This is a genomic window from Thioalbus denitrificans, assembly GCF_003337735.1.
GTDB classification, from domain to species: Bacteria; Pseudomonadota; Gammaproteobacteria; order DSM-26407; family DSM-26407; genus Thioalbus; species Thioalbus denitrificans.
The window spans coordinates 80,164-96,665 of the sequence record NZ_QPJY01000007.1; the positions used below are offsets into that span (position 1 = coordinate 80,164).

Sequence of the window (16,502 nt, forward strand, 5' to 3'; positions counted from 1 at the left end):
ACAGGACAGCGACGAGCCAACGCATGAGCAAGGTCAAGATCGAGATCAACGGCATCCCCCTGGAAGTCGAGCAGGGGATGATGGTCATCGAGGCCGCGGACCAGGTCGGCATCACCATTCCGCGCTTCTGCTACCACAAGAAGCTGTCGGTGGCCGCCAACTGCCGCATGTGCCTGGTGGAGGTGGAGCGGGCGCCGAAGCCACTGCCCGCCTGCGCCACGCCGGTGAGCGAGGGCATGAAGGTCTTCACCGACTCGCCCCGCGCCATCGCCGCGCAGAAGGCGGTCATGGAGTTCCTGCTCATCAACCATCCGCTGGACTGCCCCATCTGCGACCAGGGCGGCGAGTGCGAGCTGCAGGACGTGGCCGTGGGCTACGGCGGCGACGTCTCCCGCTTCAGCGAGGGCAAGCGGGTGGTGAAGGACAAGGACATCGGTCCGCTCATCGCCACCGACATGACCCGCTGCATCCACTGCACCCGCTGCGTGCGTTTCGGCGCCGAGATCGCCGGCGTGCGCGAGCTGGGCGCCACCGGTCGCGGCGAGCACACCGAGATCGGCACCTACGTCGCCCGGACGGTGGCCTCCGAGCTCTCGGGCAACGTCATCGACCTGTGCCCGGTGGGCGCCCTGACCTCCCGGCCGTTCCGCTACCAGGCCCGCGCCTGGGAGCTGCGCCAGCACCCCAGCGTGGCGCCCCATGACTGTGTCGGTTCCAACCTCTGGGTCCATACCCGCCGCGGCGAGGTGCTGCGCGCGGTGCCGCGGGAGAACGAGGCGGTCAACGAGGTGTGGCTCTCCGACCGCGACCGCTTCGGCTACGAGGGGCTCAACCATCCCGAACGCCTGCGCCGGCCCCTGCAGCGCGGCGCCGACGGCCAGTGGCGCGAGGTGGACTGGGACACGGCGCTGACCGCCGCGGCCACCGGCCTCAAGCAGGTGCTGGAGCAGCACGGCGCCGGACGCCTGGGCGCGCTGGTCTCGCCCTCGTCGACGGTTGAGGAACTCTACCTGGCCCAGGCGGTGATCCGCGGACTGGGGGGGCGCAATATCGACCACCGGCTGCGCCAGTCCAGCTTCGAGGACCAGGACCGCGCGCCGCTCTTCCCCTGGCTCGGCCAGGCCATCGCGGATCTTGAGGCGGTCGATGCGGCGCTGGTGGTGGGCGCGAACCTGCGCAAGGAGCAGCCGCTCATCGCCCATCGCCTGCGCAAGGCGGCGCTGCGGGGCGCGGACATCACCTTCCTCTCCGGGGTGGACCACGAGCAGACCTTCCCGGCCACAACCCTGGCCGCGGCCCCGGACACCTGGACCCATACCCTGGCCGGCATCGCCCGGGCGGCGCTGGAGGCGGGCACCGCGCCGCGCCCCGAGGGGTTGCCGCAGCTGGTCTCCGAGACCGCCGCGGACGATATGCACCGTGAGCTTGCCGCCCGGCTGGCGCAGGCCGGTTCGGCCACCGTGCTGCTGGGGGTACAGGCCATGGCTCACCCGGACCTGCACCTGCTGCGCTGCCTGGCGAGTGTCATCAGCGAGCTGACCGGCGCCCGGCTGGGCTACCTCACCGAGGGGGCCAACGGCGCCGGCGCCTGGCTCGCCGGCGCGGTGCCGCACCGGGAACCCGGTGGCAAGGCGCTGAGCGAGCCGGGTCTCGATGCCGGCGCCATGCGCGAGGCCGGCCTGCGGGGCTGGCTGCTGCTGGGGGTGGAACCCGGCCGCGACTGCGCCGACCCGGCGGCCACCGCCGCGGCGGTGGCCGGGGCGGAGTTCGTGCTGGCCCTGTCGGCCTATGCCGGCGCGGACCTGCTGCAGCACGCCCACCTGATCCTGCCGGTGACGCCCTTCACCGAGACCGCCGGCACCTTCGTCAACGCCGAGGGCCGCTGGCAGAGCTTCGGCGGCGTCGCCCCGCCGCTGGGCGAGGCGCGCCCGGGCTGGAAGGTGCTGCGGGTGCTGGGCAACCTGCTCGGGCTGCAGGGCTTCGACTACGACAGCGCCGAGGAGGTGCTGGCGGCGGTGCGGGCGGCCGTCGGCGAGCCGCAGCCGAGCAACCAGCTCGCCTGGCGCTGCCCGCCGGGCCTGCCGGCGCCCGGCGCCGAACCGGTGCGGCTGGGCGAGGTTCCGCTCTACGCGGTGGACGCCATCGTGCGCCGGGCCGCGGCCCTGCAGCGGACCGCCGATGCCCGCGCCGCGGCCTGCGTGCGCATCGCGCCGGCACTGGCCGAGCGCCTGGGCCTGACCGGTGCCGAGCGGGTGACCGTGCGCCAGGGCGAGGGCAGCGCCACGCTGCCGCTGGTAGTCGACCCGCGGGTCGCCGACCGGGTGGTGGTGGTCCCGGCGGGACTGGCCGAGACGGCGGCGCTGGGGGCCTCCTACGGGCCCGTGACGCTGGAGCGGGGTTGAGACGATGGCTGATTCCAACGGGTATCTGCTGAGGGACGGGCGCGGGTGATGTTCGACTGGTTCATGAATCCGGAAGGGCCGATGGTCCTGGTGGTGATCCTCATCAAGATCATCGCGCTGGTGATGCCGCTGATGCTGGGCGTGGCCTACCTGACCTTCGCCGAGCGCAAGGTCATCGCCTACCTCCATGTGCGGGTGGGGCCCAACCGGGTCGGGCCGCGCGGCTGGCTGCAGCCCATCGCCGATGCGCTCAAGCTGGTGATGAAGGAGCTGCTGGTGCCCAGCGCGGCCAACCGCTACCTGTTCATGCTCGGCCCCGTCATGGCCATCGCGCCGGCGCTGACCGCCTGGGCGGTGGTGCCGGTGGGCGAGGGGATGGTCATCGCCGACATCAATGCCGGCCTGCTGTTCCTGCTCGCCATGACCTCCATGGGCGTGTACGGCATCATCGTCGCCGGCTGGGCCTCCAACTCCAAGTACGCCTTCCTCAGCGCCATGCGCGCCGGGGCCCAGATGATCTCCTACGAGATCGCCATGGGCTTCGCGCTGGTGGGTGTGCTGATGGCCGCCGGGAGCCTCAACCTGAGCCAGATCGTGGCGGCCCAGCAGGGCAGTCTCCTGCACTGGTTCTGGCTGCCGCTGCTGCCGCTGTTCCTGGTCTACTTCATCTCCGGCGTGGCCGAGACCAACCGCTCGCCCTTCGACGTGGCCGAGGGCGAGTCGGAAATCGTGGCCGGCTTCCACGTGGAGTACTCGGGCATGGCCTTCGCCGTGTTCTTCCTGGCCGAGTACGCCAACATGATCCTCATCGCCACCCTGACCGCGATCCTGTTCACCGGCGGCTGGCTGTCGCCGTTCCAGGGCATCCCGGTGCTGGAGGGGCTGTTCGCCTGGGTGCCGGGGACGATCTGGCTGCTGCTGAAGGTGTGCGTGTTCCTGTTCTTCTTCCTCTGGTTCCGCGCCACCTTCCCCCGCTACCGCTACGACCAGATCATGCGCCTGGGCTGGAAGGTGTTCATCCCGGTGACCATCGTCTGGATCTTTGCCGAAGGCGCCGCAGTCCTGGCCGGCCTCGGGCCGTGGTTCGACTGAGGAGGAGAACGTGAGCGCTCTGCAACGCTACATCAAGAGCTTCCTGCTGTGGGAGCTGGCCATGGGGCTCAAGCTCACGGGCCGGTACCTGTTCGCACGGAAGATCACGGTCCAGTACCCGGATGAGAAGACGCCGCTGTCGCCGCGCTTCCGCGGCCTGCACGCCCTGCGCCGCTACCCCAACGGCGAGGAGCGCTGCATCGCCTGCAAGCTGTGCGAGGCGGTGTGCCCGGCGCTGGCCATCACCATCGAGGCCGAGCCCCGCGAGGACGGCTCGCGCCGGACCACGCGTTACGACATCGATCTGTTCAAGTGCATCTTCTGCGGCTTCTGCGAGGAGTCCTGCCCCGTGGATTCCATCGTCGAGACCCGGATCTTCGAGTACCACTTCGAAAAGCGCGGCGAGCAGATCATGACCAAGGACAAACTGCTGGCCATCGGTGACCGGTTCGAGGCGCAGATCGCGGCCGACCGTGCCGCCGATGCGCCCTATCGTTGACGGGCTGCCGAGTAACGAGAGCGAGAGATTATGGAGCAGGCGATCTTCTACTTCTTCTCCGCGGTGCTCATCTTCGCCGCCGGGATGGTAATCACGGCCCGCAACCCGGTGCACGCGGTGCTGTTCCTGGTGCTGGCCTTCTTCACCAGCGCGGCGCTGTGGCTGCTGCTGGAGGCGGAGTTCCTGGCCATCGTGCTGGTGCTGGTCTACGTGGGCGCGGTGATGGTGCTGTTCCTGTTCGTGGTGATGATGCTGGACATCAACCTGGCGCCGCTGCGGGAGGGCTTCGCCCGCTACCTGCCCATCGGGGTCCTGGTGCTGGCGCTGGTGGTGCTGGAGATGGTGCTGGTGGTGGGGCCGCGCCTGTTCGGTCCGGAGGCGGTGGCCGCCCCGGCCCGCCAGGCGGCGGAGCACAGCAATACCGAGACCCTCGGCGAGCTGCTCTACACCGTCTACGTCTATCCCTTCGAGGTGGCGTCGGTGATTCTGCTGGTGGCCATCGTGGCGGCCATCGCGCTGACCCTGCGCCGCCGCCCCGACACCCGGAAGCAGGAGGTGGGCCGACAGGTGGCGGTGAATCGCAGCGAGCGGGTGCGGCTGGTGCGCATGGCCGCGGAACGACCGAAGCGCTGAGGGCGCGGAAGATCAACGGGGGCGAGTCCCCGCCGACAGGACAACGAGAACAGGCGAACCATGATTCCGCTTTCCAATTACCTCGTCGTGGGGGCCGTGCTCTTCGGTCTGAGCATGGCGGGCATCGTGCTCAACCGCAAGAACATCATCGTGCTGCTGATGTGCGTGGAGCTGATGCTGCTGGCGGTGAACACCAACTTCATTGCCTTCTCCCACTACCTGGGGGATACGGCGGGCCAGGTGTTCGTGTTCTTCATCCTCACCGTGGCGGCGGCCGAGGCGGCCATCGGCCTGGCCATCCTGGTGGTGCTGTTCCGCAACCGGCGCACCATCAACGTCGAGGATCTGGACGAGCTTAAGGGGTAGGGGCAGGCCATGGAGAACATCTATCTGACCATCGTCCTGGCGCCCCTGGCGGGCGCCATCATCGCCGGGCTGTTCGGCCGCTACATCGGCCGCGCCGGCGCCCATGGCGTGACCATCCTCGGCGTGGCGGTCTCCACCGCGCTGTCGTTCCTGGTGTTCAAGCACATCGTCATCGACGGCGCCGCGGCCGAGAACCTCAGCGTCTATACCTGGGCGGTCAGCGACGGGGTGCAGTTCGAAGTGGGCTTCCTGGTGGATTCCCTCACGGCGGTGATGATCTCGGTGGTCACCTTCGTGTCGCTGATGGTGCACATCTACACCATCGGCTACATGGCCGACGACGAGCACAACTGGAAGGACGGCAGCCTGTCCGGCAACAACAGCTACCAGCGCTTCTTCAGCTACATCTCGCTGTTCACCTTCTCCATGCTCATGCTGGTGATGTCCAACAACTTCCTCCAGCTGTTCTTCGGCTGGGAGGCGGTGGGCCTGGTCTCCTACCTGCTCATCGGTTTCTGGTTCCAGCGCGACACGGCCATCTACGCCAACCTGAAGGCGTTCCTGGTGAACCGCGTGGGCGACTTCGGCTTCCTGCTCGGCATCGCCGCGGTGCTCATGTACTTCAACAGCCTCGACTATGCCGACGTGTTCGCCGCCGCGCCGCTGCTGAAGGAGATGACCATCCAGGTCCTGCCCGGCAGCGACTGGTCGCTGCTCTCCGTCATCGGCATCCTGCTGTTCATCGGCGCCATGGGCAAGTCGGCCCAGGTGCCCCTGCACGTGTGGCTGCCCGACTCCATGGAGGGCCCCACGCCCATCTCCGCGCTCATCCATGCCGCCACCATGGTGACCGCCGGCGTGTTCATGGTGGCGCGCATGTCGCCCCTGTACGAGCTCTCGGAGACGGCGCTGGGCTTCATCCTCGTCATCGGCGCCACCACCGCCCTGTTCATGGGTCTGGTGGGCCTGGTGCAGAACGACATCAAGCGGGTGGTGGCCTACTCCACCCTGTCCCAGCTCGGCTACATGATGGTGGGCCTGGGCGCCTCGGCCTACGCCGCCGGCATCTTCCATCTCGCCACCCACGCCTTCTTCAAGGCGCTGCTGTTCCTGGCCGCGGGCTCGGTCATCATCGCCATGCACCACGAGCAGGACATCCGCAAGATGGGCGGCCTGAAGAAGTACATGCCCATCACCTACTGGACCTCCCTGGTGGGATCGCTGGCGCTCATCGGCTTCCCGGGCTTCTCCGGCTTCTACTCCAAGGACGCCGTCATCGAGGCGGTGCACCTGTCCCAGGTGCCGGGCTCCGGCTACGCCTACTTCTGCGTGCTGATCGGGGTGTTCGTCACCGCGCTCTATTCCTTCCGCATGTTCTTCCTGGTGTTCCACACCGAGGAGCGGATGGACGAGCACACCCGCTCCCATCTGCACGAGTCGCCCTGGGTGGTGACCCTGCCGCTGGTGCTGCTGGCGATCCCGTCGGTCATCGCCGGGTTCCTGTTCGTGGGGCCGATGCTGTTCCAGGGCCTGCTGGGCGAGGCGATCAGCGTGCTGCCCGGCCACGACGTGCTCGCGGAGCTGGGCGCCGAGTACCACGGCCCGCTGGCGATGCTGCTGCACGGTCTGCTGGCGCCGCCCTTCTGGCTGGCCGCGGCCGGCGTGGCCAGCGCCTGGTACGTCTACACCCGGCGGCCGGACATCGCCGAGAACATCCGCGCCCGGGTGCAGGGCCTGTACACGCTGCTGGACCACAAGTACTACTTCGATGAATTCAACGATCGCGTGTTCGCCAGCGGCGGGCGCGGCCTCGGCCGCCTGCTCTGGCGGGCCGGTGACGCGACGCTCATCGACGGCTGGCTGGTGAACGGCACCGCCAACACCGTCGGACGCCTGGCCGGGGTGTTGCGCCGGGTGCAGTCGGGCTACCTCTACCACTACGCCTTCGCCATGATCATCGGTCTGGTGGGGATGCTCAGCTGGATGCTGTTCGGTTGAGCGGGGTTCGCCGCGCGGCTCGTGTCCGCGCCGTGCACAGAACAAGAGACAAGGGCTAAAGGACCCATTCCATGACGGATCTACCGCTTCTGAGTCTGCTCGTCTGGGCGCCCGTGGTGGGCGGCGCACTGGTGCTCGCCACCGGTGGCGACCGCAACGCGCTGGCGGCGCGAACCGTGGCCCTGCTGGCCGCGGTCGGCGTGCTGCTGCTGTGCGTACCCCTGTGGACCGGCTTCTCCACCGGCACGGCCGAGATGCAGTTCGTGGAACGGCACGCCTGGATCCCCGCCTTCAACGTGGAGTACTACCTGGGCGTGGACGGCATCTCCATGCCTCTCATCGTGCTCACCAGCTTCACCACCGTACTGGTGGTCATCGCCGGCTGGGAGGTGATCCAGGAGCGGGTGGCCCAGTACCTCGCGGCCTTCCTGATCATGGAAGGGCTGATGAACGGCGTGTTCGCCGCCCTCGACGGCATCCTCTTCTACGTCTTCTGGGAGGCGATGCTGATCCCGATGTTCCTCATCATCGGCATCTGGGGCGGCCCGCGGCGCATCTACGCCACCATCAAGTTCTTCCTCTACACCTTCCTCGGGTCGGTGTTCATGCTGGTGGCGCTGATCTACCTCTACCTGCAGTCCGGCAGCTTCTCCATCCTCGATTTCCACACGCTGCCGCTCGGCATGACCGCCCAGGTGCTCATCTTCCTGGCGTTCCTGCTCGCCTTCGCGGTCAAGGTGCCCATGTGGCCGGTGCACACCTGGCTGCCGGACGCCCACGTGGAGGCGCCCACCGGCGGCTCGGTGGTGCTGGCGGCCATCATGCTGAAGATGGGCACCTACGGCTTCGTGCGCTTCAGCCTGCCCATCACCCCCGATGCCAGCGCCTCGCTCGACGGCCTGATGATCGCCCTGTCCCTGGTGGCGGTGGTCTACATCGGCTTCGTGGCGCTGGTGCAGGAGGACATGAAGAAGCTCATCGCCTATTCCTCCATCGCCCACATGGGCTTCGTGACCCTCGGCTTCTTCATTCCCTTCACCATCCTGGCGGCCACCGGCAGCAGCAGCGGCGCGGCCATGGGCATCGAGGGCGCGCTGGTGCAGATGATCTCCCACGGCTTCGTCTCCGGCGCGCTGTTCCTGTGCGTGGGCGTGATGTACGACCGGCTGCACTCGCGCCAGATCCGCGACTACGGCGGCGTGGCCAACACCATGCCGTCCTTCGCCGCCTTCATGATGCTGTTCGCCATGGCCAATGCCGGACTGCCCGGCACCTCGGGCTTCGTGGGCGAGTTCATGGTCATCCTGGCCAGCTTCAAGGCCAATTTCTGGATCGCCTTCCTGGCGGCGATGACCCTGATCCTGGGCGCCGCCTACACCCTGTGGATGTACAAGCGGGTGCTGTTCGGCGCCGTGGTGCACGAGGGGGTGGCGGCGCTGAAGGACATCAACCTGCGCGAGCGCCTGGTGCTGGTGCTGCTGGCCGCGACCGTCCTGGTGGTCGGGTTGTGGCCGGCGCCGCTGCTGGACGTGATGCATGCCTCGGTGGACAACCTCGTGGTCCACATGATGCAGAGCAAGTTACCCTGAGGAACCTGGACGGGGCGCGCATCCCGCGCCCCGTCGCTGGCGTGATGTAACCCGGAGGTTGCATGAGCTTCGAAGTGCCCCAGTTCAGCCCGGCCCTGCCGGAGATGTTCGTGCTGGCCATGGCCTGCCTGGTCCTGGTGCTGGATCTGTTTCTCAACGATCGCACCCGGGTGGTCACCTACCTGCTCTCCCAGGCCACCCTGGTCGGTGCGGCGGTGCTCAGCCTCGGCCAGTACGGCGCCGGGACGGCCGTCACCTTCAGCGGCATGTTCGTGGCCGACGACGTGGGTCACGTGCTCAAGGCCTTCATCTACCTGACCGTGTTCCTGGCCTTCCTCTACTCCCGCGACTACCTGCGGGTGCGGGAGCTGCTGCGCGGGGAGTTCTTCGTGCTCGGCCTGTTCGCCGTGCTCGGCATGATGGTGATGATCTCCGCCCGCAACCTGCTGCTGGTGTACCTGGGCCTGGAGCTGCTGTCGCTGTCCCTCTACGCGCTGGTGGCCTTCAACCGCGACTCGTCGCGGGCCTCCGAGGCGGCCATGAAGTACTTCGTCACCGGCGCGCTGGCCTCGGGCATGCTGCTGTACGGCATGTCCATGCTCTACGGCGCCACCGGCAGCCTGGACCTGGCCCAGGTGGCGGAGCGGACCGTGGCCGGCGAGGGCGGGCTGGTGTTCCAGTTCGGCCTGGTGTTCCTGGTGGTGGGCATCGGTTTCAAGTTCGGGGCGGTGCCGTTCCACATGTGGGTGCCCGATGTCTACGAGGGCGCGCCCACGCCGGTCACCCTGTTCGTGGGCAGCGCGCCCAAGGTGGCCGCCTTCGCCATGGTGATCCGCCTGCTGGCCGAGGGGCTGGGCGGGCTGCAGCCCCACTGGGAGGGCCTGCTGGCCGTGCTGGTCATCCTCTCGCTGGCGGTGGGCAACGTGATCGCCATCGCCCAGACCAACCTGAAGCGGATGCTGGCCTACTCCACCATCTCCCACATGGGCTTCCTGCTGCTCGGCGTGCTCTCCGGGACCGCGATGGGGTACTCGGCGGCCATGTTCTACGCGGTCACCTACGCGCTGACGGCGGCCGGCGGGTTCGGCATGATCATCCTGCTCTCCCGCAACGGCTTCGAAGCCGAGCGCCTGGAGGACTTCCGGGGACTGGGGACGCGCAGTCCCTGGTTCGCCTTCATCATGCTGGTGCTGATGTTCTCCATGGCCGGGGTGCCCCCCACGGTGGGTTTCTACGCCAAGCTGGCGGTGCTGCAGGCGGCGGTGGGCGTGGACCTGGTCTGGCTGGCCGTCGTGGCGGTGGTGTTCTCCGTCATCGGCGCGTTCTACTACCTGCGGGTGGTGCGGCTGATGTACTTCGAACCGGCCCAGGACGCCGCGCCGCTGGAGGCCGGCGGCGACCTGCGGCTGGTGATCAGCGCCAACGGGCTGGCGCTGCTGGCGCTGGGTATCTTTCCGGGCGCCCTGTTCGCCGTCTGCAACAGCGCATTCGGGCTGTGAAAAGGGAAATATCTGCCTCCGGGAGGGTCGGAGGGGTTGCGCTCCGGCAGGCGTACCACTAGAATACCAGTCCTCTGATGCGGGGTGGAGCAGTCTGGCAGCTCGTCGGGCTCATAACCCGAAGGTCGCAGGTTCAAATCCTGCCCCCGCTACCAAGGTTTTGACAAAAAGCCCCTTCAGAGGGGCTTTTTGTTAGGGGTTCCGGAGCCGCCGTCTGGGCGGGCCGGGGCTCCTCAGAATGGCTCCGGCTGGCGGCGGCGCGCGGGTGACGGTAACCGGCGCAACCCGGCCGCCGGCGGTCAAGCGCCGCTCCCGACGGGGCGGTCTGAACTCAAAGTGGGCCTTGTGCCCATTTTTTTTTCCTGGGTGACTGGGTTGAGCCGGAAGGCATCCGAACTACAGCGAATCATCGAGCCGACCGTGACCGCCATGGGTTACGAGCTGCTGGGTATCGAGCACCTGTCGCAGGGCAGGCGGTCGCTCGTGCGGATCTACATCGACTCCGAGCAGGGGATTACGCTGGACGACTGCGAGGCGGTCAGCCACCAGGTCAGCGGCATGCTCGACGTGGAGGATCCCATCCGCGGCCAGTACGCCCTCGAGATCTCCTCCCCGGGGCTCGATCGTCCGCTGTTCAAGCGCGAGCACTACGAGCAGTACGTCGGAAACCGGGTGCGCATCCGCATGGCGCTGCCCATCGAGGGGCGGCGGAAGTTCGCCGGCATGCTGGCCGGTGTTCGCGAGGACAAGGTTATCGTCATCGACGACGAAGTCGAGTACGAGCTTCCGTTAGCGGGTATCGACAAGGCCAACCTGGTACCCGAGACGACCTGATTTGAGGCCTGCTGAGGCAGATTGAGGCGGTAGCTATGAGCAAAGAGGTTTTGTTGGTTGTTGAGGCGGTCTCCAACGAGAAGGGCGTCGACAAGGACGTCATCTTCGCGGCGTTGGAGGCGGCGCTCGCCACGGCCACCAAGAAGCGCCATGGTGGTGACATCGATGTGCGGGTCGCCATCGACCGCAAGACCGGGGACTATCAGACCTTCCGTCGCTGGGAGGTGGCTGATCCCGCGGTCGAGGCCGAGGAGGGCATCGAGAATCCCGAGGCCCAGCTGTCGCTCGAAGAGGCCCGCCAGCGCGTCCCCGGCATCGAGCCGGGAGAGTCGGTGGAAGAGCCGATGGAATCCATCGCCTTCGGGCGCATCGCGGCCCAGACCGCCAAGCAGGTCATCGTGCAGAAGGTGCGCGAGGCCGAACGGGCGCGGGTGGTGGATGCCTTCCAGGACCGCGTGGGCACCCTGGTGATGGGAGTGGTCAAGAAGGCCGAGCGCGGCACCGTGGTGCTGGACCTGGGCAACAATGCCGAGGGCTTCATCTCCCGTGAGGACATGATCCCGCGCGAGGCGGTGCGGCCCGGCGATCGCCTGCGCGGTTACCTGTACGACGTCCGCTCCGAACCCCGGGGGCCGCAGCTGTTCGTCAGCCGCACCCGGCCGGAGATGCTGGTGGAGCTGTTCAAGATCGAGGTGCCCGAGATCGGCGAGGAGCTCATCGAGATCCGCGGCGCCGCCCGTGATCCCGGCTCCCGGGCCAAGATCGCGGTGAAATCCAACGATCCCCGCATCGATCCGGTGGGCGCCTGCGTGGGCATGCGCGGTTCGCGGGTGCAGGCCGTTTCCGGCGAGCTGTCCGGCGAGCGGGTGGACATCGTGCTCTGGGACGAGAACCCGGCCCAGTTCGTCATCAACGCCATGTCCCCGGCGGAAGTGGTGTCCATCGTCGTGGACGAGGACTCCCACGCCATGGATGTGGCGGTGGCCGAAGAGCAGCTGTCCCAGGCCATCGGCCGCAGCGGGCAGAATGTCCGCCTGGCGAGCGAACTCACCGGCTGGGTCCTGAACGTCATGAGCGTCGAGCAGGCCGAGGCCAAGAGCGAAAGCGAGGCCGCGGCGCTGGTCAGGAATTTCATGGACCAGCTTGATGTGGATGAGGAAGTGGCTACCATCCTCGCCCAGGAGGGATTCTCCACGCTCGAGGAAGTGGCCTATGTACCCATCAACGAGATGATGGAGATCGAGGAATTCAACGAGGATATCGTCAACGAACTGCGCAACCGTGCCCGTGACGTCCTGCTCACCCAGGCCATCGTCTCCGAGGAGCAGCTGGAGTCCACCGAGCCGGCCGAGGACCTGCTGGCGATGGAGGGCATGGATCGTCATCTCGCCTATCTGCTGGCCAGTCGCGGCATTGTCACCATGGACGACCTGGCGGAGCAGTCGGTGGACGAGTTGCTCGACATCGAGGGCATGGATGCAGAGCGCGCCGCCAGCCTCATCATGACCGCGCGCGCCCCCTGGTTTGCCGACGAGCAGTAACGTCGAAGATGCGCACCTGTCTTGGGCGCGGGAGAAGTTGAATATGTCAGAAGTCACCGTCAAGCAGTTGGCTGAGGTCGTGGGCGTTCCTGTCGACCGGCTGCTCACGCAGCTGGACGAAGCGGGCGTCCAGGTCGCTGGGCCCGAAGCATCCGTCAGCGACGAGGAAAAGCAAAAGCTGCTCACCTACCTGAAGCGCAACCACGGTGAAGCCGCGGCAGAACCCAGGAAAATCACCCTCAAGCGCCGCGAGGTGAGCGAGCTCAAGATCGCCAGCGGGCAGGGCCGTGAACGCACGACCAAGACCGTGGCGGTGGAGGTGCGCAAGAAGCGCACCTACGTGAAGCGCAGCGTGGTCCAGGCCATGGAGGCCGAGCAGCTGGCCGAGGTGACCGCAGAGCGCGAGCGCCGCGAATCCGAGGAGCGGGCGGTATTCGAAGGCGCCCAGCGCCGCCGCGAGGATGAGGCGGCCCGTCTGCAGGCCGAGGAGGAGGCCCGTCTCAAGGCCGAGGAGGAGGCCCGCCAGAAAGCCGAGGAGGAGGCCCGCCTCAAGGCCGAGGAGGAGGCCCGCCAGAAAGCCGAGGAGGAGGCCCGCCAGAAAGCCGAGGAGGAGGCCCGCCTCAAGGCCGAGGAAGCCGCCCGGCTGAAGACCGGCGCGGCCGCGCCGGCGCCGGCGCCGGCGGAAAAGCCGGTACGCAAGGGCGAGGAGGAGAAGCCCCGGCGCAAGGCCGAGGCGGAGAAGCCCGCGCGCAAGGCGGAAGAGGGTCGCGGCGCACGGCGCGGCCGCGCCGGCAAGGCGACCGGCGGCTGGGACGAGCTGCATGTCGCGCCGGGCAAGACCGGACGGCGTGGCCGGGGCAAGCCGAGCCGGGGCCGTCCCTCAACCCTGGAGACCCGGGGCGGCTTCTCCATGCCCACCCAGCCGGTGGTGCGCGAGGTGACCATCCCCGAGACCATCACCGTGGCCGAACTGGCCCAGAAGATGTCGGTGAAGGCCGCTGACCTGATCAAGACCCTGATGAAGATGGGGGCCATGGCCACCATCAACCAGGTGATCGACCAGGAGACCGCCGTGCTCGTGGTGGAGGAGATGGGCCATACCGCCAAGCTGCTCCGGGAGAATGCCCTGGAGCAGGAGGTGGTGGCCGCCGCCGAGGCCAAGGGCGAGGAGTCCCCGCGCGCCCCGGTGGTGACCATCATGGGTCACGTGGACCATGGCAAGACATCCCTGCTGGACTACATCCGCCGCACCCGTGTTGCGGCGGGCGAGGCCGGCGGCATCACCCAGCACATCGGCGCCTACCACGTGGAGACCGAGAAGGGCGTCATCACCTTCCTGGACACCCCGGGCCACGAGGCCTTCACGGCCATGCGCGCCCGCGGCGCCAAGGCCACCGACATCGTCATCCTGGTGGTGGCGGCGGATGACGGCGTGATGCCGCAGACCGTCGAGGCCGTCCAGCACGCCAAGGCCGGCGGTGTGCCGCTGGTGGTGGCGGTGAACAAGATCGACAAGCCGGAAGCGGACCCCGACCGGGTCAAGAACGAACTGACCGCCAAGGACGTGATTCCCGAGGAGTGGGGCGGCGACACCATGTTCGTGGAGGTCTCGGCCAAGACCGGTGACGGTGTTGACGCACTGCTGGACGCCATTCTGCTGCAGGCCGAGGTGCTGGAGCTGACCGCCGTGGCGGACGGTCCGGCCAAGGGCGTGGTGATCGAGTCGCGCCTGGACAAGGGGCGCGGTCCGGTGGCCAGCATCCTGGTGCAGAGCGGCACCCTGCGCAAGGGTGACGTGCTGCTCTCGGGACAGGAGTACGGACGTGTCCGCGCCATGCTCGACGAGGCCGGCAACATGGTCAACGAAGTGGGACCGTCCATGCCGGTCGAGGTCCTCGGCCTGTCCGGCGCGCCCAATGCCGGTGACGAGGCGGTGGTGGTGGCCGACGAGCGCAAGGCGCGCGAGGTGGCCCTGTTCCGCCAGGGCAAATTCCGCGAGGTGAAGCTCGCCCGCCAGCAGGCGGCCAAGCTCGAGAACGTCTTCGAGCAGATGGAGGAGGGCCGGATCGCCAGCCTCAACATCGTGCTCAAGGCCGACGTGCAGGGTTCGGTGGAGGCGCTCAACGATGCGCTCACCAAGCTCTCCACCGGCGAGGTGAAGGTCACCATCGTGGCCAGCGGCGTGGGCGGCATCACCGAGTCCGACGTCAACCTGGCGGTGGCCTCCGAGGCCATCCTCGTGGGCTTCAATGTGCGCGCCAACGCCCAGGCCAAGCGCCTGGTGGAAGAGCAGGGTGTGGATCTCCACTACTACAGCGTCATCTACGACGTGGTGGACGAGGTCAAGAAGGCCCTGACCGGCATGCTGGCGCCCGAGTTCAAGGAGCAGATCATCGGCCTGGCCGAGGTGCGCGACGTGTTCCGCTCGCCGAAGTTCGGCGCCATCGCCGGCTGCATGGTGGTTGAGGGTGTGGTGAAGCGCAACAACCCCATCCGCGTGCTGCGCGACAACGTGGTGATCTACGAGGGCGAGCTGGAGTCGCTGCGCCGCTTCAAGGATGACGTCGGCGAGGTGCGCAACGGCATGGAGTGCGGCATCGGCGTGAAGAACTACAACGATGTGCGCGCGGGCGATCACATCGAGGTCTACGAACGCGTCAAGGTTGAGCGTACGCTCTGACGCCGCTGCGCGGATACTGCAACGACATGCCGAGAGATTTCAGTCGTACGCGCCGGGTCGCGGACGTGATCCAGCGGGAGCTCGCGCAGATCATTCCGCGCGAGCTGGAGGACCCCCACCTGGGCATGGTCACCATCACCGCCGTCGAGGTGAGCCGTGATCTTTCCCACGCCAAGGTCTTCGTCACCTTCATGGATGCGGCGGAGAAGGTCCAGGAACACCTGCGCGCGCTCAACCGCGCCGGTGGCTACCTGCGCCACCTGCTGGCGCGCGAGGTGAAATTCCGCACCACGCCGGAGCTGCATTTCGTCCACGATGTTTCAGTCGAGCGGGGCGTGCGGCTGAGCGCGCTCATCGATGCCGCCGTGGCGGCCGACCGGCGCTCGAGCGGAGATGAGGAAGAGTGAGTCGACGTCACAAGCGCGGACGGGATGTGAACGGCATCCTGCTGCTGGACAAGTCCACGGGCATGACCTCCAACGCCGCACTGCAGGAGGTCAAGCGACTGTACGGGGCCCGCAAGGCGGGTCACACGGGCAGCCTCGATCCCCTGGCCTCGGGCCTGCTGCCCGTGTGCTTCGGTGAGGCAACCAAGTTTTCCCGCTTCCTGCTGGAGGCGGACAAGTACTACCGGGTCACCGGCAAGCTCGGGGTGCGAACCGCGAGCGGCGATGCCGAGGGCGAGGTGGTTGAGACCCGGCCGGTGCCGGAGTTGGCCGAGACGGCCCTGCGCGAGGTTCTGGAGCGATTCACCGGTTCCATCGAACAGGTTCCGTCCATGTATTCGGCCATCAAGCACCAGGGCCAGCCGCTGTACAAGCTGGCCCACAAGGGTCTGGAAGTGGAGCGCCAGCCACGGAGCGTGATCATTCACGAGCTGGAGCTGCTGCGCTTCGAGGGTGACGAGCTGGAGCTCGAAATCCGTTGTACCAAGGGCACCTATGTCCGCACCCTGGTGGAGGACATCGGCGAGGCGCTCGGTTGCGGGGCTCATGTCATCGTCCTGCGCCGGCTCGGGGCCGGTCCCTACGAGGGCCAGCCCATGTACACCCTGGAACAGCTGCGCGAGATGGCGCTCGATGGCGGGACGGAGGCGCTCGACGGGCTCCTGCTGCCCCTGGAGAGCTCCACCAGCCACTGGCCCGAGGTGCGCCTTTCCGAGGCGGCGGCCTTCTACCTGCGTCAGGGACAGCCGGTCATCGTGCCCCGCGCGCCTACCCATGGCTGGGTGAGGCTCTACGGGGCGGACAGCGGCTTTCTCGGTGTCGGGGAGATTCTCGACGACGGCCGGGTGGCGCCGCGGCGCCTGATCCAGGAGGGCTAGCGGCCGAACGGAACCCGGGACCGAAGGTCCGGTACCGGGAGGCGG

General features: G+C 67.7%; 13 protein-coding genes and 1 tRNA gene. All 14 read left to right on the forward strand.

The window, feature by feature from the left end; genetic code table 11:
* Positions 1-23 precede the first annotated feature (23 nt).
* The 14 genes from nuoG to truB all read left to right on the forward strand — a co-directional run bounded on the left by nuoG (position 24) and on the right by truB (position 16,457).
* A complete protein-coding gene (nuoG, locus tag DFQ59_RS13740) occupies positions 24-2,402 on the forward strand; it encodes an NADH-quinone oxidoreductase subunit NuoG (protein WP_114280284.1) in 2,379 nt (792 codons plus the stop codon).
* 48 nt (positions 2,403-2,450) lie between these two features.
* Positions 2,451-3,494: an NADH-quinone oxidoreductase subunit NuoH gene (gene nuoH, locus DFQ59_RS13745; RefSeq protein WP_170142160.1), complete on the forward strand. Its 1,044-nt coding sequence runs from the start codon at positions 2,451-2,453 to the stop codon at positions 3,492-3,494.
* Between the two features lie 10 nt (positions 3,495-3,504).
* Positions 3,505-3,993, forward strand: a complete 489-nt coding sequence (gene nuoI / locus DFQ59_RS13750) for an NADH-quinone oxidoreductase subunit NuoI (RefSeq protein ID WP_114280285.1) — start codon at positions 3,505-3,507, stop codon at positions 3,991-3,993.
* 30 nt (positions 3,994-4,023) lie between these two features.
* Positions 4,024-4,626 (forward strand): NADH-quinone oxidoreductase subunit J, encoded by a 603-nt coding sequence (locus DFQ59_RS13755; protein WP_114280286.1) that lies wholly within the window; start codon positions 4,024-4,026, stop codon positions 4,624-4,626.
* A 60-nt stretch (positions 4,627-4,686) separates the two neighbouring features.
* Positions 4,687-4,992: an NADH-quinone oxidoreductase subunit NuoK gene (nuoK, locus tag DFQ59_RS13760; protein WP_114280287.1), complete on the forward strand. Its 306-nt coding sequence runs from the start codon at positions 4,687-4,689 to the stop codon at positions 4,990-4,992.
* A gap of 9 nt (positions 4,993-5,001) precedes the next feature.
* The gene (nuoL, locus tag DFQ59_RS13765; protein ID WP_114280288.1) at positions 5,002-6,990 is read left to right on the forward strand and encodes an NADH-quinone oxidoreductase subunit L; all 1,989 of its coding nucleotides are present in this window, start codon (positions 5,002-5,004) and stop codon (positions 6,988-6,990) included.
* 71 nt (positions 6,991-7,061) lie between these two features.
* Positions 7,062-8,579: an NADH-quinone oxidoreductase subunit M gene (locus DFQ59_RS13770; protein ID WP_114280289.1), complete on the forward strand. Its 1,518-nt coding sequence runs from the start codon at positions 7,062-7,064 to the stop codon at positions 8,577-8,579.
* Positions 8,580-8,641: 62 nt separating this feature from the next.
* Positions 8,642-10,078: an NADH-quinone oxidoreductase subunit NuoN gene (nuoN, locus tag DFQ59_RS13775; RefSeq protein ID WP_114280290.1), complete on the forward strand. Its 1,437-nt coding sequence runs from the start codon at positions 8,642-8,644 to the stop codon at positions 10,076-10,078.
* 78 nt (positions 10,079-10,156) lie between these two features.
* A tRNA-Met gene (locus tag DFQ59_RS13780) sits at positions 10,157-10,233 on the forward strand.
* Between the two features lie 220 nt (positions 10,234-10,453).
* Positions 10,454-10,912 carry a ribosome maturation factor RimP gene (rimP, locus tag DFQ59_RS13785; protein ID WP_114280388.1) on the forward strand — a complete coding sequence of 153 codons (459 nt, stop codon included), beginning with the start codon at positions 10,454-10,456 and terminating at the stop codon, positions 10,910-10,912.
* A gap of 35 nt (positions 10,913-10,947) precedes the next feature.
* Entirely contained in the window at positions 10,948-12,453 is a 1,506-nt protein-coding gene (nusA, locus tag DFQ59_RS13790; protein ID WP_114280291.1) for a transcription termination factor NusA, read from the forward strand.
* Positions 12,454-12,496: 43 nt separating this feature from the next.
* Complete coding sequence (gene infB, locus DFQ59_RS13795; RefSeq protein ID WP_114280292.1) at positions 12,497-15,133, forward strand: translation initiation factor IF-2; 2,637 nt, start codon at positions 12,497-12,499, stop codon at positions 15,131-15,133.
* A 26-nt stretch (positions 15,134-15,159) separates the two neighbouring features.
* The gene (rbfA, locus tag DFQ59_RS13800; RefSeq protein ID WP_114280293.1) at positions 15,160-15,540 is read left to right on the forward strand and encodes a 30S ribosome-binding factor RbfA; all 381 of its coding nucleotides are present in this window, start codon (positions 15,160-15,162) and stop codon (positions 15,538-15,540) included.
* Complete coding sequence (truB, locus tag DFQ59_RS13805; RefSeq protein ID WP_114280294.1) at positions 15,537-16,457, forward strand: tRNA pseudouridine(55) synthase TruB; 921 nt, start codon at positions 15,537-15,539, stop codon at positions 16,455-16,457. Before rbfA ends, truB begins: the two co-directional genes overlap by 4 nt.
* The last annotated feature ends 45 nt before the right edge of the window (positions 16,458-16,502 follow it).

Coding starts and splice junctions, on each gene's coding strand:
- nuoN (WP_114280290.1), top strand. CDS start 8,642: ATGAGCTTCGAAGTGCCCCAGTTCAGCCCGGCCCTGCCGGAGATGTTC.
- nusA (WP_114280291.1), top strand. CDS start 10,948: ATGAGCAAAGAGGTTTTGTTGGTTGTTGAGGCGGTCTCCAACGAGAAG.
- nuoG (WP_114280284.1), top strand. CDS start 24: ATGAGCAAGGTCAAGATCGAGATCAACGGCATCCCCCTGGAAGTCGAG.
- DFQ59_RS13770 (WP_114280289.1), top strand. CDS start 7,062: ATGACGGATCTACCGCTTCTGAGTCTGCTCGTCTGGGCGCCCGTGGTG.
- nuoL (WP_114280288.1), top strand. CDS start 5,002: ATGGAGAACATCTATCTGACCATCGTCCTGGCGCCCCTGGCGGGCGCC.
- DFQ59_RS13755 (WP_114280286.1), top strand. CDS start 4,024: ATGGAGCAGGCGATCTTCTACTTCTTCTCCGCGGTGCTCATCTTCGCC.
- nuoK (WP_114280287.1), top strand. CDS start 4,687: ATGATTCCGCTTTCCAATTACCTCGTCGTGGGGGCCGTGCTCTTCGGT.
- rbfA (WP_114280293.1), top strand. CDS start 15,160: ATGCCGAGAGATTTCAGTCGTACGCGCCGGGTCGCGGACGTGATCCAG.
- nuoH (WP_170142160.1), top strand. CDS start 2,451: ATGTTCGACTGGTTCATGAATCCGGAAGGGCCGATGGTCCTGGTGGTG.
- infB (WP_114280292.1), top strand. CDS start 12,497: ATGTCAGAAGTCACCGTCAAGCAGTTGGCTGAGGTCGTGGGCGTTCCT.